The sequence below is a fragment of the Blautia sp. MSK20_18 genome, from assembly GCF_020553125.1.
In the GTDB taxonomy this organism is placed as follows: domain Bacteria; phylum Bacillota; class Clostridia; order Lachnospirales; family Lachnospiraceae; genus Blautia_A; species Blautia_A fusiformis.
Genome location: NZ_JAJCGR010000027.1, coordinates 1 through 24,313, shown reverse-complemented (window position 1 = coordinate 24,313; position 24,313 = coordinate 1). Strand labels below are relative to the sequence as shown.

The window sequence follows — 24,313 nt, the reverse complement described above, 5'->3', positions numbered from 1 at the left end:
CTACATTCTGTTCTTATTTTTTCTTTCTACGATATACAAGGATTCCTCCAATACATACCACAGCCACGATCAAAATGATCACAAATGTCATGATCGGTGTACTGTCTCCCGTCTGCACTGCAGATTTCTGATTTGTCTGTGTCACTGCCGGACTCGGAGTCGCAGTAAGAACTGCTGCCTGTGATACCGTAAAAGTAACCGTACTTTCTGACTGTGTACCGGTATCCTTCCAGCTAGAGCCGTCGTATTTCTGCTGTCCAAAGGTAACTTTCAAAGTATATTTTCCCGGCTTGCTGACACGGAATGTTGCAGTATAAGGCTCTCCATCCCAGGTACGGGTCTCTGTGATCTTCCAGCTCTTCGGCTGATATCTGGTATCTCCCTTACGCGGGTTTGTATTATCCATCCCTGCACCAGCTGCTGTAAAGGTGATCTTTGTATTGGTATCATACTTGCCATTGGAATCAATGCCTGTGATCTTATTGTCCGATGCAGCGGCTTCCGTGCCCTGATATCCGTTTACTGTAATACTTACTGCGATCACTGTACTGATCTTGTTGGGATTCTTAACCCCCTCCGGAAGAATGACAGTACCTTTTACATTAAATATCTGACGTTCTGCAGAAGACGGATCATAAGAAGATCCCTTAACATCCCATTTAACAGATGCCTTCTGCTCTCCCTTTGTTGTAGTGATCTTTACTGTTCCCGGAAGCTTCAGGGCTTTCTGGGTTTTCTGGGTTCCATTGGGAAGATCTTTGATATCGGATGGCTTTTTGATACCTGTAAGGTTATTCGCCTTCTTACTGTTATCTGTTTTTTTCTTTGTAACGCTGAAATGGACATTTACATAAGCTTCCACGTTTGCATCATTGGCGATCACAATGTCTTCCAGATATTCCCCCTGTGAAAGTCCGCTGACCGGCTGTACGCTAAAGGTTGCATTATCTCCTGCTTCCAGCTCTGTGGCGGAAAGTGTACCAATTGTATATGCATTTGATGAAGGCTGTTTCAGAACAATTTTTGTATTTCCGGTGTTGGTAACTGTAACTGTCTTCGCATCAGGAAGTTCCTTATAACCTTCCTCTTTGGTTCCAAACTCCAGACTGTCTGTTACCGAAAGACCGGGATTGGGTTCCGGTTCCGACTCCGAAACTGTAAATTCCAGCCGGACTTCAGCCAGTGTGTTTCCGGTATTCTGATCTGTCACAGAAATCGTATCGCTGTGATCTCCGGCCTGAAGACCGGTCTTGGGCTGTACAGTAAAGGTTGCCGCCTTATCTCCGGGATTGAGCACTTCCGCAGAAGGCTCTCCCACCTCATAATCCTCCGGAGCAGAAAGCTGGATCCGGATAGCTTCTGTACCTGTATTCTCTACGGTTACAGGCTGTGCATCCGGCGCAGTCTCATAGCCCTGTTCCAGTGTTCCAAACTTCAGAGGACCTTCCGGTTTCACTGTTGCAGTAACTGTTTTTGGTGTTTCTGTCTTTACCATAACCGAAGCCGTCACTATAGCAGATGCTTCAGTGCTTTCATCAGAGGCAAATACAAGCTCTTCCACGTATGGATCATCTTTTGCAGAGAGTCCAAGCTTAGGCTGTACGGTAAAGGTCTGCTCTCCTCCCTGCGCCAACTGGATATTTCCGCTGCTCTCCACTTCACTGACCGGCGCAATATCAAAAAACTCCGACTCAGGCTGTACTAACGTCACAGCTTCTGTACCTTCGTTTTTGATCGTGACTGTACTTGTTGTTTCTACCTTTTCATAACCGGCAGTCAGATCATCAAAAGGCAGTTCTGTCGGATCCGCAGTTAGCTTATATATTTTTTCCGCTGCAGGGTCCGATGTTTCCCCGGGATCTGTCTGCTCATTATTTTTATTATCTTCGGCTTTTTTATTTTCCGGTTCTTTTACTGTAAAATCCGCTTCAAAGAAGACATCGGCACCTTCTTCTGTCTGATACGTGATCAGATCTTTGTATTCTCCAGCCTTCAGACCTTCTCGTGGTTTTACCCACACAGCAACACTTTCACCACTCTTTAATGGCGCATCGTTAATATCCGCAGCCATGAAATTCTCCGGGGCGATCTCTTTAAAATTAAGATCTCCGGTTCCGTTATTTGTGATAGTAACCATCTGTGCTTCCGGAATTTCCGTATATCCTTCTTCCACGGAACCAAAATCCAGAATTCCACTTCCATCTTCCGTGTATGCAGATGCCGAATATGTCGGTTCCTCATTTTTTTCGGAAGCGTCTGCTGCTGTATCTGCGGAATCCGGTGTCTCTGTCTGACTATCTCCGGATGTATCTGCCTCATCGGTATTCTGAGGCCCTGACTGTTCTCCGTTTACTTCTATAACAGAGTTTTCAGCAGGCTCCTGGGTATCTGCAGGTTCCTGTACATCTGTATTCTCCTGCACATCCGCAGACTCCGTTTCTTCTGCCGGCTCTATGGTTTCCTCAGGCTGAGCACTATCAGGCTCCTCTGACGTTCCAGCTTCTGTATCCGGCGTGTTCTCTGAAGACTCCGAAGCTTCACTTTCCTCCGCATCCGGATCTTCTCCTGCTGCTTTGGCTTCTTCCTTTTTCTTTTCTGCCAGTGCTTTGGCTTCCTCCTCTGTTTCGGAAACCTCCTGGGTCGTCACCGTAAGCTCACCACTGACTCCCGTCTCTTCTTTTCCGGTGATCTTCAGAACGATCGGAAGACCCAGATCTTTTTCATCGATTTTATAAGTCTTGTCAGTTCCTACCTCTGTAAGAAGGTCTCCGTCCTTTAATGACCAGGAAAAACTCACATTATCATCTGTGATCCCCTCCGGCTTGACCTTTGAGTAATCTGCACTTAAAGTAGACCCGATCGCAAGTGTTCCTTTGACCTTCAACTTTCCATCAAGAGTTCCAGATGGAACTGCAGTGGCAAATACCATCGATGGAAGCAGCGTTACCATCATAAGCACAGCCATGACGACTGCCAGCACTCTGCTTTTTTTCATATCCCATCCTCCTTTACATCATTTTATTTTCCCCACATTTACCCTTTCTACGCAGGGCTTTCTTTTTGCTGATGCAAGTTTATCATATTTAATTTTCAGAGGTGTAATCCCTGCTTTCCGTCAGCCTTCTACGATCATATATTTTCCGTCCGGGAGTTTAAATACTTCGCTTTCTTCTTCCAGCTCCTTCAGGGAAATCCCCTCCACATCTGCGCCCATTCCATCCAGATATTTTTTAACATCCTTCAGGGAATCCAGCACAACTGCCATGCAATCCTCTAGAAATTCCTCTGCCTCCTCAAAATCCTCTGCTACCGGCTCATCAAAAAGCTGACCCTGTTTTTCCAGAAATGTCTGGACATATTCTTTCTTGTACATATTAAAGTACCTCCTTTATATCTCCGCCCGCCGCGATCAGTCTGCGAAGTACTGGTTCCACCTTCTCTGTCTCGTAGAAAGCCGCCGCCTTTACCCCTGGCTTCGCATGCTTCATGGCAAAGCTGTATTTTACAGATTTCATCATTTCAATATCATTGTATTCATCCCCGAACGCTATGCATTCATCCGGTCCGATTCCCAAAAGTTCCTGGTATTTACGGATCCCTTTTGCTTTGTTCGTGGTAAATGGAACAAAATCCACCCACGCAAATCCGGATGTCACAACAGTACATCTGTCTTTGAACCGTTCTCTCCAGTACCGGATGGATTCCTCCGTCATTCCTTCTCTCTCATAAACTGCAACCTTCATACAAGGCTCTGTGATCTCATCAAAACTCTTTATGATCTTACACTGATTTTTTACTTCTTCGATCATCAGATGGCGATAATGTTCTGTCTTGGGCATGATATAATAAAAATCCTTTGTAGAACAGGAAAATTCCGCTCCGGGCTTTTCCCATATTGCCTGAATGATCTCTCTGACCAGTTCTTTGTCAAAGCTGTCGCAGTACAGAAGCTTCTCATTCTGGACAGCGAGCCCGCCATTTTCACTGATAAATGCCATCTCGTCCTTTACCGGCGCAAAAAGATTCCTCATATTGGCATACTGTCTGCCACTGGCTGCCACAAAGAGGATTCCCATTTTTTTCAGTTCCTTTACCAGCGGAAAGATCTCTTCCGGCAGCGTCTGTCTTCCACCGATAAGCAGCGTTCCATCCAGATCACTGGCAACCATCTTAATCATGCTGCTTCTCCTCATAAATAGTAAACAGATCACCAGGTACAGCTGCTACAATATCTGCACCGTTATTTTCAAGCTCTTCTCTGTCACGGAATCCCCATAGTGCACCAACGGTATACATTCCGGCAGCACTTCCTGTCTGCATATCTGTCTTTGTATCTCCGATATACATACATTCTTCCGGCTTTACGCCGAAATCTTCTGCAATCTTCAGCGGACCATCCGGCGCCGGCTTTCTGCGGATTCCTTCCTGCTGTCCCATCACCTCATCAAACAGATCGCCATAGATCGCCTTTACCACTTTCTGCGCCGCAACATGAGGCTTATTGGAGCATACAGCCATCTTAAGGCCTGTATGTTTCAGCTTCTGAAGGGTTTCCGGCATATCTTTATATGGCACAACTTTATACAACGGATCTTCATCAAATTTCCTGCGATAAAGTTCCCTGACTTCTTCGTAGTGTACCAGCTCCGGATCTCCTGCATCGATCAGGCATCTTCTGATCAGCATATCTGCACCTTCACCGCTGTAATAACGAAAATTATCTGCCGGCTGTGGTTTCAGGGAAAACTTTTCCATGATCTCATTCGCCACATATGCCATAGATTCCAGTGTATCCGCAATTGTTCCATCCAGATCAAATATACAAGCTTTTATCATTTTGTCTTTCATCCTCTCAGGTTCATTCCCAGTTTTTTTGTCTCATAGATCAGTCTTGCCACAGGCAGTCCCACCACGTTGTTATAATCACCACGGATTCCCTTCACATAGGCTCCCCAGGCGCCCTGGATCCCATAGCTTCCGGCTTTGTCCATTGGGTCTTTGCTGTTTACATATTCCTTTATTTCTTCCTCTGTCACCGGATAAAAGCTCACATCTGTGCACTCATGGAAGGTATGAGCTTTCCATCTCCCTTTTTCTCTTATCAGCAAAGTTACACCGGTATATACCTGATGTGTATTCCCCTGCAGCATAGCGAGCATCTCTATTGCAGCTGTCTCATCTGCCGGTTTACCTAAAATCTTACCCTCATAAGATACAACGGTATCTGCACCGATCACAACCACATCTCTCAGATCTCGGTTCTCCTCTTCCTCCAGCGCGTATGCCGTAAACATAGCTTTCTGACGAGAAAGTTCCTCCACCACTTTCGCAGGCTCTGCACTGGTGATCCGTTCTTCCCCGCTGGCAGGCTTCACTTCAAAGGCGACTCCTACCTGGCTTAAAAGTTCCCGCCTCCTGGGAGATGCGGAAGCAAGCACGATTTTCTTCATGTGTAATTCCTCTCTTTCCTGTGTTATCAGTATAACCGTTTCTGTAAATGGGCGCAACCGAAATCGTTGCAGGAGCATTTTGTACTTATCCATTTATTCCTGATGACGATAAAACAAAACAAGCAGTACACCCTGATACCTGTTCACGGTGTACTGCTGTCATATGTTTCGTATTCTTTTTGACAGTTTTTATGCTTTCGGTAATTTGAAAGAGCTCTTCAGAGATACAATGCGGTTAAATACCGGTGCTCCCTCCCTGGAGTCATGGATATCTGCGCAGAAGAAACCGTTACGTACAAACTGATAGCTGTCATAACCTTTTGCTTTCAGAAGCTCCGGCTCTACATAAGCACTTGTTACTGTAAGAGAATTCGGATTTACATTAAGAGAACCATCTTCTTTATTGTAAACACCTTTTTCTTCATCTACGATATTCTCGTAAAGTCTTACCTCAACTTTACCTGCATTGGATGCTTCCACCCAGTGGATCGTTCCTTTTACCTTACGTCCGTCCGGTGCATTTCCGCCCTTGGTCTCCGGGTCATAGGTACAGTGGACTACACGGATCGTTCCGTCGTCATCTGCCTCATAACCTGTGCAGGTTACAAAATATGCATTCATAAGACGAACTTCATTTCCAATATAGAGACGTTTGTATTTCTTAGGAGGCTCTGCCATAAAATCATCACGTTCAATATAAAGTTCTCCACTGAACGGAATCTTTCTGGTTCCAAGCTCCTCATTCTCCATATTATTCGGAGCTTCAAGATACTCAACCTGTCCTTCCGGATAGTTATCGATCACGAGCTTGATCGGATCAAGGATCGCCATCATACGCGGACGTTTCAGCTTCAGGTCCTCACGGATGCAGTACTCGAGCATTGCATAATCTACAGAACTGTTCGCCTTTGAAACACCACAGAGTTCTACAAATTTACGGATAGACTCCGGTGTAAATCCACGGCGGCGAAGTGCGGCGATGGATACTAGTCTCGGATCATCCCATCCATCTACGATGCCGTCCTCAACAAGCTTCTTGATATAACGTTTACCTGTAACAACGTTGGTCAGGTACAGCTTTGCAAACTCGATCTGCTTCGGTGGGTGCGGATATTCCAGTTCCTTTACCACCCAGTCATAAAGCGGTCTGTGGTCCTCAAACTCCAGAGTACAGATAGAATGTGTCACACCCTCAATGGCATCCTCGATCGGATGAGCGAAGTCGTACATCGGATAGATGCACCATTTATCTCCTGTATTGTGATGTGTCATGCGGGCTACACGGTAAATGACCGGGTCACGCATGTTCATATTCGGTGATGCCATATCGATCTTGGCACGGAGAACCTTCTCGCCATCTCCGTATTTGCCCTCACGCATCTCTTCAAAAAGCTGAAGATTCTCTTCTACAGTACGGTTTCTGTACGGGCTCTCTTTACCTGGCTCTGTAAGAGTTCCTCGGTACTCACGGATCTGGTCTGCAGTCAGGTCGCAGACAAAGGCCTTGCCTTTCTTAATAAGCTTCACTGCTGCCTCATACATCTGATCAAAATAATCAGATGCAAAGAAAAGTCTGTCTTCCCAGTCTGCACCAAGCCATTTCACGTCAGCCTTGATGGACTCTACAAATTCGAATTTCTCCTTTGTAGGGTTGGTATCATCAAAACGGAGGTTGAATTTTCCGTTGTATTTCTGAGCCAGTCCATAATTTAAAAGAATGGATTTCGCATGTCCGATATGAAGATAGCCGTTAGGTTCCGGTGGGAAACGTGTATGCACGGTGTCATAAACGCCTTCTTCAAGATCTTTGTCTATAATATTTTCAATAAAGTTTTTGGAAACTGTTTCGTTCTCCATTGCTTTCCCTCCTAAATATCATCCTGATGTTTTATCTTATCATAAATCCGGAGTTTTTGAAACCCGCAAAACCTGTATCTAAACAAAAAATTGTCTGTTTTTAGACACAAAAAAAGCTGCTGACGGGAATCGAACCCGTGACCTCCGCCTTACCAAGGCGACGCTCTACCGACTGAGCCACAGCAGCTTGTTTCGCGACGTTTGTGCCGCTCACAGTTGTTTATATTATCAGATGATTGTCATATTGTCAATACATTATTTTTATTTTTTAAAAATTCATATTTTCATGATTATAGCACAAAAAATCCTGTGTGCTGTCGCTCGCAGACACAGCACGCAGGATTCTCTTTTTACTCTTCTGTCTTTGTCTCTTCTGCTTCTGTCTCTTCTTCCGCTTCGGCCTCCGATTCATCATCTGCAGGTGTTTCCTCTTCTGCTTCTGTTGGTGCCTCTTCAGCATCATCTGCCTCTTTGGAAACTTCTACAGTCTCAGATGCAGTCTTGTCCCAGTCCTGGAAGACTTCTTTCTCTTCTTTTTCTTCCTTCTTCTCGTCATCCTTGAAATCATCAAGATCTTCGAAATCATCCTCAAAGTCTTCTTCGCATACAGATCGTCTGGATACAAGTGCTGCGATAGCTCCTGCTGCGGCAGCGGTAAGCGCTCCTACTGCAACAAGTCCCCAATATTTATTGATCTTTGCCATAATTTGGTCTCCTTTCTTATTCTGCTCCTTATGAATATTATTTTAATACTTTTATATTCAAAAGGAAAGAGGTATTTACTCTTCTCAAAAATAGCTTTTAATTTTCCCACGGATCCTCTGCAGTGCATTATCAATGGATTTCGGTGTTTTTCCAAGGATCCGGGCAATATCCATATATCCATTTCCATCCAGATACAACTGCAGTACCCTGTTTTCCAGAGGGCTCAGGCTCTTTTTCATTTCATTTTCGAGAGCCGCCACATTTTCCCGGTCGATCAGGATCGATTCCGGATTATCATGCTCCACACAGGAATCTCTGAAGTTTTCCTCCGCCTCTCCGTCGCTTAAAGACACATAAGTGTTCAGTGGCTGATGTTTCTGGCGGTTTGAACTTTTAATTGCAGTATATATCTGTCTGTCAATACATATATTTGCAAAAGACTGAAAAGACGACTCCCTGTCTGGCTGGTAATCACGGACTGCCTTAAACAGTCCGATCATCCCCTCCTGTATCAGATCATCTGTGTCCCCACCTATCAGAAACATGGCACGGGCTTTTTTTCTGACCAGACCTTTATACTTTTCCATCAGATAATCTGCAATTGCAGATTCCCCTGCACGAAGTCTTTCGATAAGAGCTTCATCCGTCATCTCATTATATCGGCACATTTTTTCTCCGAACAGCTATGGCTGTATTTGATGTATTTATTTTGACAGTCTCTGTCTCACGATCTCAAAAGCAAGCACCCCTGCTGCTACAGAAGCATTAAGGGAATCGATATCCCCCTTCATCGGGATCGCGGTAGTAAAATCACATTTCTCTTTTACAAGGCGGCTTACACCATTTCCCTCATTTCCGATCACAAGGCCAATAGGTCCTGTCAGATTCTGACGGTACATCACCTCTCCGTCCATATCTGCACATACGAACCAGATGCCTTTTTCTTTCAGTTCATCAATAGTCTGTCCCAGATTAGCAACCTTGGCAACCGGTGTATAATTCAGTGCGCCTGCCGACGTCTTGGCAACCGTAGCAGTCAGTCCTACTGCTCTGTGTTTGGGAATGATCACACCATGAGCACCTGCGAGATTTGCGGTACGGATGATAGCTCCCAGATTATGAGGATCCTCAATATTATCAAGAAGAATGATAAACGGAGGCTCTCCTTTATTTTCTGCTTTTTTCAGGATATCTTCCACTGTAGAATAATCATAAGCCGCAACCTGTGCGATCACACCCTGATGTGCACCTGTCTCGCTCATGGAATCCAATCGTTCCTTTGGAACAAATTTTACAATGGTATCATGTTTTCTGGCTTCTCTTGCGATGGTGCGGACCGGTCCGTCCTGACAGCCATCCAGAATAAACAGTTTATCAACACATTTACCGGAACGAAATGCCTCAAGGACCGCATTTCTTCCTTCTATCATTTCAGTCAATTTAAACTTCCTCCTTCTCAAGTCCTGCATGGACCAGCTCCAGTATCCTTGAAAAATCCTCTTTCAGGTAAAGATATCCCATCAGCGCCTCAAACCCTGTGGCACGCCGGTAATCCGCCATGGTGGCATGTTTGGCCATGGTAGCGGAATGCGCATTCCTTCCTCTTCGATATACACTTTTTTCTTCTTCTGTCAAAAGTGGTTCGAGAATCTCCATCATACCCGACTGCGCAGATGCTTTTACAAGGCTACTGGCTTTTTTGTGGAGACGATTTACCGGACAATTCGCTTTTTTCACAAGAATAGTACGGATCACCAGCTCATAAACACCATCCCCGATATAGGCCAGCGTCAGCGGCGAATAGGTCCGAAGGTCTGCGTCTTTCAGATCAAACAGCTCTTTCAGTTTCTTTAAGCTCTCTGCCATTTCACACCTTCTCTTGTATCTTTAAGGATGATACCTTTTTTCAGGAGCTCATCTCGGATCTCATCTGCTCTCTTGAAATCCTTTGCCTTTCTTGCAGCCTGGCGCTCCTGGATCAGATCCTCGATCTCTTTGTCAAGAATCTCTTCTTTTTTCTCGATTTTCAGTCCCAGCACATCACTGAGCTTAAAAAGTTCCTCATAAAGACCACCGGCAAACTCCCTTGAGCTGTTCTCGTCTACGTTTGTGTTGGCAAATTTTACAAGCTCAAAAATTGCCGCAAGTGCATCTGCAGTATTAAAATCATCATCCATGGCAGCTTCAAATTTGGTAACAAAACCTTCTGCTTCTTTGAGAAGCGCAAGCTCTTCCTCTGTAATATTCTCTGCCGCCCCATTGTCTTTACGGTCGCTGAGCTTGCCTGCCGCCTCAAGGATACGCTCCAGAGAGTTCTTTGCTGCCTCCATCAGATCTGCACTGAAGTTCAGCGGACTTCTGTAATGTGCGTTCAGCATAAAGAAACGGAGAACCTGAAGATCATACTGTTCACCGATCTGACGAACGGTACGGAAATTTCCGAGAGATTTGGACATCTTGCGGTTGTCGATGTTCAGGAAACCATTATGCATCCAGTATCTTGCAAAAATCTTACCATTGCAGCACTCACTCTGTGCAATCTCATTCTCATGATGCGGGAAGATCAGATCCTCACCGCCTGCATGGATATCAATCTCTTCTCCGAGATATTTCTTGGACATAACAGAGCACTCAATATGCCAGCCAGGACGTCCGTCGCACCACGGTGACGGCCAGGACGGCTCGCCCTCTTTCTTTGGTTTCCAAAGCACGAAGTCTAACGGATCTTCCTTCTGATCCTCACCGGATACCTTAAGAGAACGGAATCCTGACTGGAGATCATCCAGATTCTTATGAGAAAGCTTGCCATACTCTTTGAATTTCTTTACACGGAAATAAACGGTCCCGTCAGCTGCCGGATATGCATATCCTTTATCAATAAGAGTCTGGATCATGTCGATCATGCCCTGGATCTCCTGTGTAGCCTGGGGTGCAGTTGTAGCAGGTTTTACATTCATATCTGCCATATCCTTCTTGCACTCTTTGATATAACGGGTAGAGATTTCCTCTGCGGAAACGCCCTCTTCAATGGCCTTCTTGATGATCTTATCATCTACATCGGTAAAGTTGGATACATAATTTACTTCATATCCTTTATATTCCATATATCTGCGCACCGTATCAAAAATGATCATAGGGCGGGCATTTCCGATATGGATCAGATTGTATACCGTAGGTCCGCAGACATACATTTTTACTTTTCCTTCTTCCAGAGGTACAAATTCCTCTTTTCTGCGTGTCAGTGTGTTAAAAATCTTCATGTTACTCTTCCTCCAATTTCCCGATTCTGTACAGGGAGCAGATCGCCTGTGAGGAGATTCCCTCTCCCTGTCCTGTAAATCCAAGGCCTTCCTCTGTGGTCGCCTTGATATTCAGCTGTGATATTTTAATCCCAAGTGCTTCTGCGATATTTTCTCTCATCGTCGGAATATGTGGTGCCATCTTCGGTTTCTGAGCGATGATGGTGGCATCGATATTTCCGATCGCATAGTCATTCTCCTTCAGTAATCCGGCAACATGCACCAGAAGTTTCACACTGGAGATTCCCTTATATGCAGGGTCTGTATCCGGAAAATGCTTTCCGATATCTCCAAGAGCCGCAGCTCCCAGAAGTGCATCCATGATCGCATGGATCAGAACATCTGCATCCGAATGGCCCAAAAGACCTTTTTCCCAGGGAATATCAACACCACCAAGGATCAGTTTCCTGCCCTCAGTCAGTTTATGTACATCATATCCCATTCCTACTCTCATCAAACCGTTCATCACTGCCTTTCCTGAAATTTATGTCAAGTCAAAAGAACCTTTTATGAGCTGTTCCTGCTCAGTATGTGAGCATCTTCCGAAGTCTCAGAAGGCTCAGCCTTCTTCTTGTATACGGTGCAAGTCTGAGACTCTCCTCGATCGCTTTTCCCGGCAGTCCGATATCCCGGACTCTGCTCACGCAGCCGACGATACTCATCATCTCCTGCATATCTGTAACTGCAGGAAGAAGATCTATGATCTTAAGGATTTCCGGAAGTGCACCGGAAAGTGTTTCTGTGCTTACATCGTCCAGAAGTTCCGGAGTGTTTTCTTTTTCAAGTGCTCCAAGAATCCCTTTTCTGCCGAAGGTCTCCTGCAGGAGTTCTCTGTCTCCGTCTGTAAAGGCATGCACTCTGCAGGCTCCTCTTCGGATAGCATCTGCAAGCTTTTTATATTCCAGAAGGACCAGCATGGTTGCTGCAGAAACCTTCTCCCCGTGAAGAGCATCCAGGTGACCATTGACCACTTCCATATCCCAGAGGTGGACCATATGGTGCTCCGCCCCGGATGCCGGTCTGGAGTTTCCTGTCATCTGCATGGCCAGTCCGGAAAGGATCAGCGCATACATCAGCTTCTCACATGCATCTTTCTCTCCTGCTGCAATTTCTTTCAGATTATCCTTAACAGTCCGGATCGCTTTTGTTTCCAGCTCTGTCACCGCTGTACAATAGTATTCATCCATAAGAATACTTGCTATCTTCCAGTCTGCCAGCGCAATGTATTTTCCCAGAATATCCGACACCCCGGCTGCTGTAAGCCTTGCAGGCGCCTTGGCAAAAATATCCGTATCCGCAAAAACAAAAAGTGGCGCAGATGCCTGAAATACTTTTTTTACACCATTCCAGGTCATGTCTGCTACTGTGGAAGTAAATCCGTCTGAACTGGCTGCGGTGGGCACAGAGACAAAAGGGATCCGGTACTGATGGGCGACAAAACGGCTGAGATCATGGATCGTCCCCGCTCCAACTGCAAGAACAAGATCGATGTCCTCTTCCATATAATTCTCCACGATCTCCACGGCACGCTCATCTGCCTCAAGACCTTCAGCATCCAGGATCAGTACCTGACACCGGTCGTAGATATCCTCCATCAGTTCCTCTGTAGCTTTGTAACTGTTCGTGTCACAGATCAGAAGCGGGGAAATACATTCTTTCAGATCACCGTCTGACATTTCCTTTTCCAGTTTCCCGATAGCTCCTGATTCAATTACAATTTCTCTAACGTCTATGTGGTGCTCCCTCCCGCAGCTGCAAGGTCGGGCAAAATCGTCCGCATCGACTCGCATGTACTTATGTCCTCCTGACTTCTTTTAATGATTCACAGCGTATTTCTCTGTCCGCTGAATGATACAATATTACAGTTTGGTATTATACAGGATTTTTTTTTATTACGCAATGATAGAGTTCAACTTGTTTCATCATATAGCAAAAATCCTTTATTTTCAAGGATTTCCGGTGTTTCTACGCCAAACAATGTTTCGTCTGGTTGCGTCTATTTTCTTTTGTTTGTCACAAAAATTGTCATAATAAAAAGCCACGCCCAATAAAGGGAATGGCTCTGATTATTACATTACATTTTCAAGCTTTTTCATTTCATTCTGTAAACGTGTAAATTTTTGCCCTAAATGTTCTGCTGACAAAAAAGCTCAAAAGCAATATAACGACCGGAAACGCAAAAAGAATCCTACTATTACAGAGATTTGATTAAGGGAAAGAAAGTTTCTCCTTGCCCTAATGACTATAACTCTTCTATTCAAACTCAAAAGCAGTATGAAGAATGGTTAAAACAAAAACATCAAGAATTGACAAAAAGGCCAAAGAAACACCCGGTACATTAATTTGCACCGGGTATTTTTATATGTTCCATTCTGTTCTAAGTTGTGTTATACTGACTGCGTTGTCCAACCGAGACCCGGCAACGGGGGGAGGTGAACACATGGAAATAGTCATATCTTTTTTGGTGGCTGTTGCGGCAGGTGTGACTTGCCATCTCATTTGCAAATGGTTAGACAGTCATAACAAGGACAACGAATAGCCTAGTGGATGCTCAACCACTGAAATAAAAAGAGAAGAACCCTCGCATGTATTGGTGGTACATACGGGGGTTCGTTCTTTGTTCACATGGAACATCATCATATCTTTTTTGCCTACTGGCATTATAGCATATGCCGATCGTGAAATCAATATGCTTCGTCTTTGTAAATCCGTGATTTTTCCGCCGTTTGTCACAAAATTGTCACAAAATCATATTTTCAAAGCATCCCACACATCCAGAAATGCTTTAAAATCAACACTTTCCAGACTTCACAGTATAAATACATTGCTTTCTTTTTTATTACGCAATGACGTGCTTTGACTTGTTTCATCTTATACCAAAAATCCTTTGTTTTCAAGGATTTCCAGTGTTTCTACGCAAAACAATATTTCGTCTGATCGCGTCTATTATCTTTTATCTACTCTGAGCTGAAAGCTAATTATATTTCTTGCATATCTGTTTATTTTTATACATATAAGCATCTGCAGCATCCAATAACATCTGCATTGTACACGACATATCATCGGAGGATAATGCCCATCCGCATGCATAGTCGATTGGTATTTGATTTTCATAACTATTTAATCTGTCTTTTTCTCTGTTCAAGGATTTTAATATTTCCTTAATTTTCGCCTCGCTTGTATGATAAATGACTGCTATAAACTCATCTCCGCCATATCTTCCAACAAAATCCTTTTCTGGAATAACACTGCGCAAAAGTTTTGCGAAATTTATTATTAACTGATCTCCTGCGGAATGTCCCATTGTATCATTTACAGTTTTTAAATTATTTAAATCAAACATTATGCAAGCTGTAGGATCTGTAATTATATCTTTTTTATTAAGAAGATCATTACAGGCATTTTTATTTGGCAGCCCAGTATGGGCATCTATGAATGCTTTCTGTTCCAGCAGTCTGTTTTGCATTGCCATCTGCATTGCCCTTAGAGTCTGCATAATAACCAATATCACCAGACTCAACATATCAAGTGCCGACAAAAGCTCTATAGTACGAATCTTTACAGCGATCTTTTCTGAATAGCTTTCTGCGGAAGAGACAGTTTCATCTGCCATCGAAAAATATATTTCACTCATATTAACAATGTCTGTATTTTCGTATCCCTTGTTTCTTGCTGCTTCAATTTCTGTTTTCAATTTATCCCAGTAATCACTCTGGATTTGCAATTTTTCCTGGTATTCTTCATCATTGAGTTTTACCAGATCATAATGTCCATCCTGATATCTCAATCCAAGAAGAATATCATCCAAATATTTAATTAATTCTTCATCTTGGTTTCCTGTAATTTCTAATTTTACTTCACGCTGTGTAGCTCCACGTACCAGACCTGCATAATTTATTACGCGTGCTGTCCCCTGCAGCCTACTAATCTGAATCATCATAAAAATAATAAGAACTACTAATATCAATATAAGGAAACTCTGTATAATACCTATTATATTTTTACTTTTCTTGTTTGTCTGCATTTCACAATTTATCCCAAACCTTAAATAATATTCATTTACTTTCCTACAGGAAATCAAATGACATACTTTTGGTCAGCGAACTTTCATTAAGAATATTAATCTTTGAAGATGGAATGACAGTTGCAGCAGTTTTCTTGTTGCTTTATAACTTCCGCTAACATCAACAGCAGCTTATCAATCCACTCATGTCATTGATGTTTGGATCATAAACTGTCTGTGTACAAATATCGGGAAGATCATCTCCTGTTGATAAATCATTCCTCAAAAAAAGCACTGCCAGCCAGACAGTGCACCTCATTTTATGCAACTGGCTGCCATTTTACAGGCCCTGTAGCTTTGCGTCCCAGACTTTCATCTGGTTTGCCGATTTCCTTATTATAGCTTTTACACGTATACAAAAAAACTGGTTTTATTATACTATAGTGCTCTACTATATACAAGAAAAACATTACCGTTTTAACGTCCAAAAATAAAAAAAGAACAGCCGATATATACATCGAACTGTTCTCCTACTTCCGAAGTCCGCGCATCATTGACATTACCGTTCTATATATTTTGTGATGACAGATATTAAAATCCTCATATCAACCGGCTTCGCCACATGATCATCCATTCCGGCATTCAAAGCAGCCTGTACATCCTCTGCAAATGCATTTGCTGTCATTGCAATAATAGGGATCTCCTTTCCGTCCGGACGCTCCGACAGATTTCTGATAGCTTTTGTCGTTTCATAGCCATTCATTTCTGGCATCATGATATCCATCAAAATCAGATCAAAGGTCCCCGGAGCTGTATTGCAAAACTGTGCCAGGGCAGATTTTCCATCGGCAGTCCTGGTTACGATCATCCCTTGTTCTTCCAGCAAAGCTGCTGCTATCTCTGCATTTAAATCATTGTCCTCTGCCAAAAGGACATGCAGACCATGTAAATCCATATCTTTCCTTAACTTTTCTTCCTTTTCAGTTAGTATCTGTTCTGCTATAAGCAGGGGAATTTCTACCGTAAATGTTGAGCCAATACCCTTTCTGCTGCTGACCTCAATTTTTCCACCCATAAGATCTACATACTGTTTGGCAATGGCCATTCCCAGTCCGGCTCCCTTATAGCTGGTTCTTGCCCCACCATTTTCCTGACTGAACTCATCAAATATTCTGGTCTGGAACTCCTCACTCATACCAATTCCGGTATCTGATATACGATAGCGTACAATTATATGATTCTCATCATTACCCGGAGCGTTTTCTGCAGCGAATGAAATGGTCCCTCCGTCTTTTGTAAATTTGACTGCATTACTGATAATGTTGAGCAATACTTCCCTGATTCTGAGTTCATCTGCCATCACATAAGGAGTTTTTAGTTTTTCTCTTGAAACATACAAATTAAGGTCACGATTTTCCATATATCCCTTTGCGATCGACAAAACAGTATTTATCATATCCCTGAGATCTGTCGGTACCGGTTTATATTCCAGTTTACCACTTTCAATGCGGCTGATATCCAACACATCGTTGATCAGTGTCATCAGATATTCTGAACTCTGCCTGATCTTTTTCAGACAATTCTCCACCTCTTTGTCCGGTTTCCTCTTCATGGCAATATCTGTAAATCCAACAATTGCATTCATTGGTGTCCTGAGATCATGAGACATATGGTTCAGGAATGTCGTTTTTGCAATATTCGCCGCATTTGCATTCTGTGCTTCTTTCAGGGCTTCCATCTGTTTTTTTCTACTCACGAAAAGAGAATAAACCAGAAGAAGCAGTACAAAAATAATCACAAACGAAACTCCGATAACTAAGCCTGCATGCTCAGCAAGGATATCCTTCAAGGTCATTTCCTTTTCTGAAACAGAATTCTGTGCAAGGACAACACCATTTAAAACATTGGATGACTGCTCAATTGCTTTGTTGATAATGGTAGCTGCTCTTCTGTTTTCTCTCGTCGTGAACATTCCTAATTCCTGCCGTTTTGCCATCTCTGCAAATGACAGACTTTGGGTCAGTGGACTTTCATTAAGAATATTGATCTTTGAGGATGGAACGACAGTTGCTCCCACTTTTCCATTTGCTACAGCCTCCAGGCATTCTTCCTGTGTATCATATTGTTTGATTTCTGCATCCGGAAAAAGAAGGGACACCATCAATCCAGAATACAGTGAAGTCTCTGTCACTGCGATCGTAGAGAGACTGCTGCTATATTCTTTTCCCTTGTAAATAACAACCGGCGTAATATCAAAGATTGCATCCGTCAAAACCACTTGAAACTGTTCCTGTGTATAAAAATCCTGAATGATAGGACCTGCAATATCTATTTTGCCAGATTGCAATGCCTCATTCATCTCTACTCCCGTGGAACATGGAACTGCCTTGATCGTAATTTTATATTTTTCCTGAACAGTATCCAGAACAGTTCCAAGAATTCCTGTGAGTTTCCCATTTTCTTCACCACCAAAAGGAAGATTATCCTTTAGATATCCCACGCGGATCGTATTTTCATGTGCATCCAGCCATTGTTTTTCTTCCTTGTTGAGTGCATAATTTATGACCGCTTTTCCTTCATAACGGGCATACAGCTTGCTGCTGTAGTCCGTTTCTGTATTGTTGATTTCTTCCATGGCAGAATTTAATTCCTTTAACAGATCTGGTCTGGATTTTGATACACCGAAATAACAGTCACTTGCACCGATATTGGCAATGGCAATAAAATCGCTGTTGACAGACAGCACTGGGATCACAAGTGCATCCAGTTTTTCTATCATTTCATCATAGCCTTTACAAACAACCACCTCTGCCTGAATCTGATTGCTGTCCAGCCATTTTTCCAGAAGTTCTTTCTGATAGCTTCCATCTGCTACACCAATACGACAGCCATTCATCTGCTTTGGATCACCATCCATAAGATCTGTATGATCTTCCCGGGTATAGATCCAATATCTTTCTGTTCCTGCGGCATAGGTTGAGTAATCTATAGATTCTGCTCTTTCCGGTGTGTAACTGACATTTCCAAGTATATCTATTTCTCCATCTGCCAACATATCCAGACACTCTTTAAATGAGCCATAGACATATTCATACTTCCAGCCGGTTATATACGAAATCTTCTGGAGATACTCATAGCCGGCTCCCTGCTTGTGTTCCCCATAGCCGCCTTCCTGAAAATTGGCATATGGGAAATAGCCAACTCTCACGGTTTTATTTTCTTCCTCTATTACCTGAGTTGTATTCCCATCACTTTTTGTTTCCGACGCATAAACAAAAAACGGTACAAAAAGCAGCATGACAAATGCAAAAATGCTCAAACATACTCTATTATTCTTACTCTTTTTTCTTATCTGTTTTTCTATCTTTCTGTTCATTCATTTCCTCTTTATCATCCAGTAAAGCGGACATTCGCAATCCGCTTTCGCTACTTGCTCATGAACGCAGTCTGTTTGCGTTCATGCTGTTGTCCTTCCCAGTCTGTAAGTTTTCCTGTTTTTTCAATACAGAAAGAATGACCACTCCATTCAGTATAACACGAAATTATTAGTTTTCTTACTGCCTTAAAACTTCCGCTAACATCGACAGCAGTTTATCAATCTGGATCGGCTTTGCAATATGACCATTCATTCCAGCTGCAACAGCATCCCGCTTATCTTCTTCAAATGCATTTGCCGTCATTGCAACGATCGGTATGCATGCCTTATCCTTATCCGGTAAGTGCCTGATTGCCTGTGTTGCTTTATAACCGTCCATTCGGGGCATCTGGATATCCATGAGGATCATATCATATGTTCCCACCGGCATTTTTGTTATCTTATTTACACACTGAATGCCATCCTCCACACGTTCTGTTTTAAGGCCGGCACGCTCAAGTATTGCTTCTGCAATCTCTGCATTCAAATCATTGTCCTCTGCCAAAAGGATATTCCTGCCTTCAAGGATTTTACTGGCTGTTCCAGAGCCTTCATCGTGTTTTTTTACATAATAGCTTTCATCCGCTATCCTGTGTTTTAATGTTACAGTAAAGGTGCTGCCCTTTCCAGGCTCACTCTCTACATCTATTGTTCCGCCGAGCAGATCAACATATCTCTTTACGATTGACATTCCCAATCCGCTTCCTGTGATTTTACTCTTTGTAGTGTTTCGCTCACGCGTGAATGCATCGAAAATCTTTGTCAGATAATCCTGGCTCATACCGATTCCGGTATCGCTCACCCTGGTCCTTACCATCATGTACCCGGACTCATCACATACTAATTCGTCTACGTTTATCATAACAGAACCACCGGGTGGGGTATATTTTATGGCATTGCTCAGGATATTGACAAATATTTCTTTTACCTTGGTAGTATCTGTCAGTATATGTTCATGCTCTACATTTATTGTGTAATGAAGTGCAATATTCTTTTTCTTTGCTTCATCACCAAATATTTCAAATAAAGTCTGCCGGATATCTTCAATCCGGCCATAGTTCTCATCAATTTCCATCTTTCCGCTCTCAATCCGAGCCATATCAAGTACATTATTTATGATTGACAGAAGAAGATTTCCAGACTGCTGCAATTTTTCCAGATGATCTGAAGTTTCAGGCAGATCCTTTTCTTTTAGTTCTTCCTCCATAAGCTGTGCATAACCCAGAATTGCATTCATAGGAGTACGGATGTCATGTGACATATTGTTAAGAAAACGAGTCTTTGCCAGACTGGCATCCTCTGCTTTTTTCAAAGCGATTTCCAGTTTGTTATTGAGTTTTTTTGTATCCTTTGCCGCAAGCTTTGCGACAGCTTCTGCTTTCCTTGCCTTCCGCAAAAGTACGAGGATAATACCAATGATGCTGAGTGCCAAAAATCCTACCGTAGCCAAAAAAACAAGCAGATTGTCTTTTATGAAATCAGAAAATGTTACTTTATCTGCAGTACTGTCATAGATAGCAAGTGCACTTGTAAGCATATCAGACGGCATGGCCTTTAAAGTTTTATTCAGTATTGATAAAAGGCTTCCCTCTCCCTCTCTTACAGTAAAGCATGCCTCCATTGTTTTTGTAAGTGGAACACTCTTGAAATTTTGACTGTTATCATATATCAGCGCCTGGCTTGCTCCCATGAGGAAACAGTCTGCTTTTTCTTGGATGACCATATCTGCTGCATTGTCAAGCGAATCACAATCTACAAGCTTCCATTCGGGATAACTGAATGCAATATGCTGTTTTAGGGCATATTTTTCCTTTGGCACAGCTACAGTATACACCTTATTCTCATCAAATTTTTCCTCATCAGTTACCGCCATCAAACTGTAAGTCCAGGCTGTGTTTGTAAGTGCATATCCGTTTTGTTCTGCAAAATATGGATTCCTGCCTACATAAAAAATCATGTCAATCTCACGATTCTGCAGCGCCTGAATCATTTCATCATAATCATCATATGCATGTATATTAAATTCCAGTGTCTGATTTCCCAGACAATCTTTGGCATAGGAGATATATTCCGCCAGCATACCGGTAAGTTTTCCAGTCTCTTCATCCATGGAAAAGATTGCCGGATCATTGTTCAAAAATCCTATCTGGATACCTCCATGCTCTTCCACCCAGACCTTTTCTTTACCTGTAAGAACCTGAATATAATCAAGTGTAAAATACTTCTTATACAGATCTGCCTTAAAAAAGGGACTATCCTGTTCCAGTTGACGCATAGCATAGTCCAGCTCCGTCTTGATATTGCTGCGTTCTTTATTTATTGCAAAATATATGCCTGATTTGCCAATCGTGGTAACGGATGATATTCCCTGTTCAGACCAGGTCGATTCCTCCAGAGATACAAAACAGTCGATCTCATGATTTGCTAATTTCTTTTCGACATCATCATCATTATTCACATTTACATGTTCTGTATGTATGCCATTCTTATTTTCCCATTCTGTCAGCATGATCTCAGGTTCTGTATCCATGAGCACACCTACACGTTTCCCATCCAGAGACTTGAAATCAGACATTCCAATATCCGTATCCGATAAATCAGCATAAAGGATATATTTTTCCTCCCCCATCGGTTCATCCGGGAAAAGCATCTTTTGTGCACGTTCATCGGTGTAAGAGATATCACCCATGATATCGATCTCACCATTTTCAAGCTTATCAAAACAGTCAGACCAGTCACATTTCACATACTCAAATTTCCATCCGGTATAACCTGCCAAAGCCTGCATGAGTTCGTATCCATATCCTCGTCTTACACCGTTTTTATCGACATAATTAAAAGTATCCTCAAATGAGCCGACACGGATGATCTGTGACTGCTTTTCATCGTTATTCGTCTCAGCAGCCCGGCAAGGTACTGTCAATACCATCCATATTCCCAGAAACACAAATATACCTGCACATAGTACGGTTGATTTTTTCCTACTTTTATCCATATTTTTTATTTCCTTTATTTGTGCGGTTTTTCTAATACTCCGGACACCTAATCCAGGTTCTTCTGCAGGATGCTGATCAATTCCTCTATGACAATTGGTTTGGACAAGAACCCATCCATACCACATTTCAGTGCTTTCTTTCTGTCCTCATCAAAGGCATTGGCAGTCATGGCAAGAATAGTAATTCCAGCCAGTGCCGGATTTTCTTTTTCATTAGGATCCTCCTTCTGAGCTTCCTTTGCATTTTTCTATTTTACAATATCAAAATATCCAACGATCCCAATGTATCCATCCTTCTTTAAAGGCGACCACAATGTATGCAATTTCAGTTTGTACATCTGGCGGTCATTTTCCATCCTTGCTTTTATCTGCACAGAGATTTCTTTATTTTGTACAGATGTCTGATGTAATAAACCCTGAATATGATGAACATCTTCTTCATTTACTCCGAATTCTTTGAACAGATCAAAATCCGGATTATTTCTCTGATATAATATCTGCTGTTTTCTGTTTAATATAGTCAGCTGACCGGAACTTGTATTGTAATCAATTGAACCCATGCCGCTGTTCGCTTTGAAGAAATCAACCTTTTCCTTCATGACCCTGAGAATACTCTGTGAATAATTTGGGTTCGGTAAAGATCTGTCGCTGAGTATTTCATTTGAAAGTCTCTGCACTTCATGGTAATAGCTATTGTCATCCTTCTCTTTATCAAGCATTTTCGAAAGCTGAAGACGCAGCTCTTTCAGGCACTTAAGGAGGATGGGGTTAAATTGTCCGCATTGCCCATCCAGGATCATCTGGATCGCTGTGTCATGATCAAATGCTTTCTTATAACATCTTTCACTTGTAAGTGCGTCATAAACATCAACGATCGACACCACCTGTGCGGAGATTGGTATTTCTCCTCCTTTCAGTCCATCCGGGTAACCTTTTCCATCCCATCTTTCATGATGCCATCTGCAGATTTCCCATGAAGCACGTACCAATGAATTGTCTTTTGGGAAATGCATATCCTGGATCATATCTGCACCAAGTTCACTATGAGTTTTCATAATCCTGAATTCTTCATCGGTAAGTCTGCCAGGTTTGTTCAGGATTTCTTCCGGAATACGGATCTTACCGATATCATGAAGAGAAGATGCTGTTGTGATCAAAGAAATATCTGCCTCTGTCATAGGATAAGCATTTGTTATTTTTACCAGTTGTCTCAGCATCAGTTCTGTTGCTGTTTTAATATGCAGGATATGTTCTCTACTCTCACTGTTACGTGATCCCAGTACATTACTCAGGATCCGGATCATAATATTATTATTTTCTTCTTTTTCGTAAACCTGATCATAAACCACATTGATCAGATGCTTTTGCTTCATATAGAGTCCCAGGGTATTCTGAACTCTTTTCTTTACAATCACAGAATCAAACGGTCGTGTGATATAATCCGTGATTCCCAGTTCATATGCTTTACGCATCGTATCAACAGCATCTTCCGAAGATATCATGATCACCGGAGTTTCTTCTATACACTGGCTTCTTTTCATTATTTCCAAAACTTCAAAACCATTCATCTGTGGCATATTGATATCTAAAAGCATCAGATCAATTCCTATATTTTCTCCTATCATCTGAATTGCCTGATTTCCATTTTCCGCTTCCAGGTAATTATAAGTTTCTCCGAGGATCTCCTTTAACATATCTCTGTTAAATTCTGAATCGTCTACAATCAGGATCTTTTGTCTTTTATCCATATTTTTTTATTTCCTTTATCCAATGGGTTTATGATGTTCCAAGCACCTGGTCAAAGATCGAACGTCGTGTCGCATCACTTAATTCGACAGTCCCTTCTTTATTTCTTCAATCATCCTCTCATATACTTCTGTTACTTTTTCCATTGCCTTCGATATCCCAGGCTGCGCTCCGGTTCTATCTCTCAAAAGTTCTGTTAACTCATTACTAACCTCATACAGACGGTCAAAAGAAAGATTCTGACAAACCCCTTTCAGTGTGTGTGCACTGCGGAAAGCATCTTCATAATTTTTATTTTCCAATGCCTGTTTTAACTGTAGATAACTCTGGTCTTCAAGGAACTTTAATGTAAATCTCCGAATCAGTGCTTCGCTTTGAAGACGTCCCAAGACATCTTTATAGTTTCCTCCGATCGCTTCATAGCATTCCTGTATTGTCATGATTTTGTCCTCCTATCTATATTTCACTGCTTATTTGTCACTGCCATATCCATTATATTTCACCAATTTATGAATTACTTTTATCAGTAACCCCACATCAACAGGCTTAGCAATATGTTCATCCATCCCTACTTCTTTTGCTCTTATTCTGTCCTCCGTGAACGCATTTGCTGTCATTGCAATGATCGGTATTTCTTTTGCATCCTCTCTGTCCAGAGACCTGATCATCTTTGTAGCTTCATAACCATTCATGACCGGCATCATAATATCCATAAGACGGATATTCGCAATCCGCTTCGCTACTTGCTCATAGCCGAATAACATCTTGACACTCCCCACGGCTAAAGCAGGGGGATTCTTGCTTCTCCCACTACTGCATTGGCAAACACCTTACGGTACTGCA

19 protein-coding genes, 1 tRNA gene, 1 pseudogene and 1 riboswitch are annotated in these 24,313 nt (G+C 42.5%); all 21 genes and pseudogenes read right to left on the bottom strand.

The genetic code is table 11. From position 1 onward, the window contains the following. Positions 1 to 13: 13 nt before the first annotated feature. The 21 genes and pseudogenes from LI091_RS13660 to LI091_RS13560 all read right to left on the bottom strand — a co-directional run bounded on the left by LI091_RS13660 (position 14) and on the right by LI091_RS13560 (position 24,249). Positions 14 to 2,995, bottom strand: coding sequence for an LPXTG cell wall anchor domain-containing protein (locus LI091_RS13660; RefSeq protein WP_265191262.1), 2,982 nt, complete (start codon positions 2,993 to 2,995; stop codon positions 14 to 16). A gap of 120 nt (positions 2,996 to 3,115) precedes the next feature. Continuing rightward, a complete protein-coding gene (locus tag LI091_RS13655) occupies positions 3,116 to 3,373 on the bottom strand; it encodes a hypothetical protein (RefSeq protein ID WP_015525887.1) in 258 nt (85 codons plus the stop codon). A gap of 1 nt (position 3,374) precedes the next feature. Beyond that, entirely contained in the window at positions 3,375 to 4,178 is an 804-nt protein-coding gene (locus LI091_RS13650) for a Cof-type HAD-IIB family hydrolase (protein ID WP_021650974.1), read from the bottom strand. Continuing rightward, positions 4,171 to 4,836 (bottom strand): HAD family hydrolase, encoded by a 666-nt coding sequence (locus LI091_RS13645; RefSeq protein WP_044961208.1) that lies wholly within the window; start codon positions 4,834 to 4,836, stop codon positions 4,171 to 4,173. The genes LI091_RS13650 and LI091_RS13645 overlap by 8 nt, the downstream gene beginning before the upstream one ends. 8 nt (positions 4,837 to 4,844) lie before the next feature. After that, complete coding sequence (locus tag LI091_RS13640; protein WP_022426223.1) at positions 4,845 to 5,450, bottom strand: Maf family protein; 606 nt, start codon at positions 5,448 to 5,450, stop codon at positions 4,845 to 4,847. 189 nt (positions 5,451 to 5,639) lie between these two features. Then, complete coding sequence (locus tag LI091_RS13635; RefSeq protein ID WP_265191261.1) at positions 5,640 to 7,307, bottom strand: glutamine--tRNA ligase/YqeY domain fusion protein; 1,668 nt, start codon at positions 7,305 to 7,307, stop codon at positions 5,640 to 5,642. Between the two features lie 114 nt (positions 7,308 to 7,421). Continuing rightward, positions 7,422 to 7,494: transfer RNA gene (locus LI091_RS13630), tRNA-Thr, on the bottom strand. 163 nt (positions 7,495 to 7,657) lie between these two features. Further along, a complete protein-coding gene (locus LI091_RS13625) occupies positions 7,658 to 8,011 on the bottom strand; it encodes a hypothetical protein (protein ID WP_147603663.1) in 354 nt (117 codons plus the stop codon). 84 nt (positions 8,012 to 8,095) lie between these two features. Next, positions 8,096 to 8,680: an RNA polymerase sporulation sigma factor SigH gene (sigH, locus tag LI091_RS13620; RefSeq protein ID WP_022426224.1), complete on the bottom strand. Its 585-nt coding sequence runs from the start codon at positions 8,678 to 8,680 to the stop codon at positions 8,096 to 8,098. 36 nt (positions 8,681 to 8,716) lie between these two features. Next, the gene (rlmB, locus tag LI091_RS13615) at positions 8,717 to 9,442 is read right to left on the bottom strand and encodes a 23S rRNA (guanosine(2251)-2'-O)-methyltransferase RlmB (protein WP_243874521.1); all 726 of its coding nucleotides are present in this window, start codon (positions 9,440 to 9,442) and stop codon (positions 8,717 to 8,719) included. A gap of 10 nt (positions 9,443 to 9,452) precedes the next feature. Then, entirely contained in the window at positions 9,453 to 9,878 is a 426-nt protein-coding gene (locus tag LI091_RS13610) for a Mini-ribonuclease 3 (protein ID WP_022426226.1), read from the bottom strand. After that, positions 9,863 to 11,272, bottom strand: coding sequence for a cysteine--tRNA ligase (gene cysS / locus LI091_RS13605; RefSeq protein ID WP_021650981.1), 1,410 nt, complete (start codon positions 11,270 to 11,272; stop codon positions 9,863 to 9,865). Before cysS ends, LI091_RS13610 begins: the two co-directional genes overlap by 16 nt. Position 11,273: 1 nt before the next feature. Next, positions 11,274 to 11,765, bottom strand: a complete 492-nt coding sequence (gene ispF, locus LI091_RS13600) for a 2-C-methyl-D-erythritol 2,4-cyclodiphosphate synthase (protein ID WP_044961210.1) — start codon at positions 11,763 to 11,765, stop codon at positions 11,274 to 11,276. Between the two features lie 70 nt (positions 11,766 to 11,835). Then, on the bottom strand, positions 11,836 to 13,101 hold the full coding sequence (locus LI091_RS13595; protein ID WP_265191260.1) for a sn-glycerol-1-phosphate dehydrogenase: 1,266 nt from the start codon (positions 13,099 to 13,101) through the stop codon (positions 11,836 to 11,838). A gap of 1,184 nt (positions 13,102 to 14,285) precedes the next feature. Continuing rightward, on the bottom strand, positions 14,286 to 15,335 hold the full coding sequence (locus LI091_RS13590; RefSeq protein ID WP_265191258.1) for a GGDEF domain-containing protein: 1,050 nt from the start codon (positions 15,333 to 15,335) through the stop codon (positions 14,286 to 14,288). A 299-nt stretch (positions 15,336 to 15,634) separates the two neighbouring features. Continuing rightward, positions 15,635 to 15,710, bottom strand: a riboswitch (cyclic di-GMP riboswitch). 163 nt (positions 15,711 to 15,873) lie between these two features. Further along, positions 15,874 to 18,690 carry a response regulator gene (locus tag LI091_RS13585; RefSeq protein WP_265191257.1) on the bottom strand — a complete coding sequence of 939 codons (2,817 nt, stop codon included), beginning with the start codon at positions 18,688 to 18,690 and terminating at the stop codon, positions 15,874 to 15,876. 178 nt (positions 18,691 to 18,868) lie between these two features. Beyond that, positions 18,869 to 21,724 carry a transporter substrate-binding domain-containing protein gene (locus LI091_RS13580; RefSeq protein WP_265191256.1) on the bottom strand — a complete coding sequence of 952 codons (2,856 nt, stop codon included), beginning with the start codon at positions 21,722 to 21,724 and terminating at the stop codon, positions 18,869 to 18,871. 47 nt (positions 21,725 to 21,771) lie between these two features. Beyond that, a pseudogene (locus LI091_RS18645) lies at positions 21,772 to 21,969 on the bottom strand (response regulator); the annotation flags it as partial. 3 nt (positions 21,970 to 21,972) lie between these two features. Further along, positions 21,973 to 23,472: a response regulator gene (locus LI091_RS13570; RefSeq protein WP_195657083.1), complete on the bottom strand. Its 1,500-nt coding sequence runs from the start codon at positions 23,470 to 23,472 to the stop codon at positions 21,973 to 21,975. 78 nt (positions 23,473 to 23,550) lie between these two features. Next, positions 23,551 to 23,910 (bottom strand): Hpt domain-containing protein, encoded by a 360-nt coding sequence (locus tag LI091_RS13565; protein ID WP_092069413.1) that lies wholly within the window; start codon positions 23,908 to 23,910, stop codon positions 23,551 to 23,553. 30 nt (positions 23,911 to 23,940) lie between these two features. Continuing rightward, positions 23,941 to 24,249, bottom strand: coding sequence for a response regulator (locus LI091_RS13560; protein ID WP_265191255.1), 309 nt, complete (start codon positions 24,247 to 24,249; stop codon positions 23,941 to 23,943). Positions 24,250 to 24,313 lie beyond the last annotated feature (64 nt).

Excerpts from the sequence above, each read along its gene's own strand:
- LI091_RS13660 (WP_265191262.1), bottom strand. The coding sequence starts at position 2,995 with ATGAAAAAAAGCAGAGTGCTGGCAGTCGTCATGGCTGTGCTTATGATG.
- LI091_RS13655 (WP_015525887.1), bottom strand. The coding sequence starts at position 3,373 with ATGTACAAGAAAGAATATGTCCAGACATTTCTGGAAAAACAGGGTCAG.
- LI091_RS13650 (WP_021650974.1), bottom strand. The coding sequence starts at position 4,178 with ATGATTAAGATGGTTGCCAGTGATCTGGATGGAACGCTGCTTATCGGT.
- LI091_RS13645 (WP_044961208.1), bottom strand. The coding sequence starts at position 4,836 with ATGATAAAAGCTTGTATATTTGATCTGGATGGAACAATTGCGGATACA.
- LI091_RS13640 (WP_022426223.1), bottom strand. The coding sequence starts at position 5,450 with ATGAAGAAAATCGTGCTTGCTTCCGCATCTCCCAGGAGGCGGGAACTT.
- LI091_RS13635 (WP_265191261.1), bottom strand. The coding sequence starts at position 7,307 with ATGGAGAACGAAACAGTTTCCAAAAACTTTATTGAAAATATTATAGAC.
- LI091_RS13625 (WP_147603663.1), bottom strand. The coding sequence starts at position 8,011 with ATGGCAAAGATCAATAAATATTGGGGACTTGTTGCAGTAGGAGCGCTT.
- sigH (WP_022426224.1), bottom strand. The coding sequence starts at position 8,680 with ATGTGCCGATATAATGAGATGACGGATGAAGCTCTTATCGAAAGACTT.
- rlmB (WP_243874521.1), bottom strand. The coding sequence starts at position 9,442 with ATGATAGAAGGAAGAAATGCGGTCCTTGAGGCATTTCGTTCCGGTAAA.
- LI091_RS13610 (WP_022426226.1), bottom strand. The coding sequence starts at position 9,878 with ATGGCAGAGAGCTTAAAGAAACTGAAAGAGCTGTTTGATCTGAAAGAC.
- cysS (WP_021650981.1), bottom strand. The coding sequence starts at position 11,272 with ATGAAGATTTTTAACACACTGACACGCAGAAAAGAGGAATTTGTACCT.
- ispF (WP_044961210.1), bottom strand. The coding sequence starts at position 11,765 with ATGAGAGTAGGAATGGGATATGATGTACATAAACTGACTGAGGGCAGG.
- LI091_RS13595 (WP_265191260.1), bottom strand. The coding sequence starts at position 13,101 with ATGCGAGTCGATGCGGACGATTTTGCCCGACCTTGCAGCTGCGGGAGG.
- LI091_RS13590 (WP_265191258.1), bottom strand. The coding sequence starts at position 15,335 with ATGCAGACAAACAAGAAAAGTAAAAATATAATAGGTATTATACAGAGT.
- LI091_RS13585 (WP_265191257.1), bottom strand. The coding sequence starts at position 18,690 with ATGAACAGAAAGATAGAAAAACAGATAAGAAAAAAGAGTAAGAATAAT.
- LI091_RS13580 (WP_265191256.1), bottom strand. The coding sequence starts at position 21,724 with ATGGATAAAAGTAGGAAAAAATCAACCGTACTATGTGCAGGTATATTT.
- LI091_RS13570 (WP_195657083.1), bottom strand. The coding sequence starts at position 23,472 with ATGGATAAAAGACAAAAGATCCTGATTGTAGACGATTCAGAATTTAAC.
- LI091_RS13565 (WP_092069413.1), bottom strand. The coding sequence starts at position 23,910 with ATGACAATACAGGAATGCTATGAAGCGATCGGAGGAAACTATAAAGAT.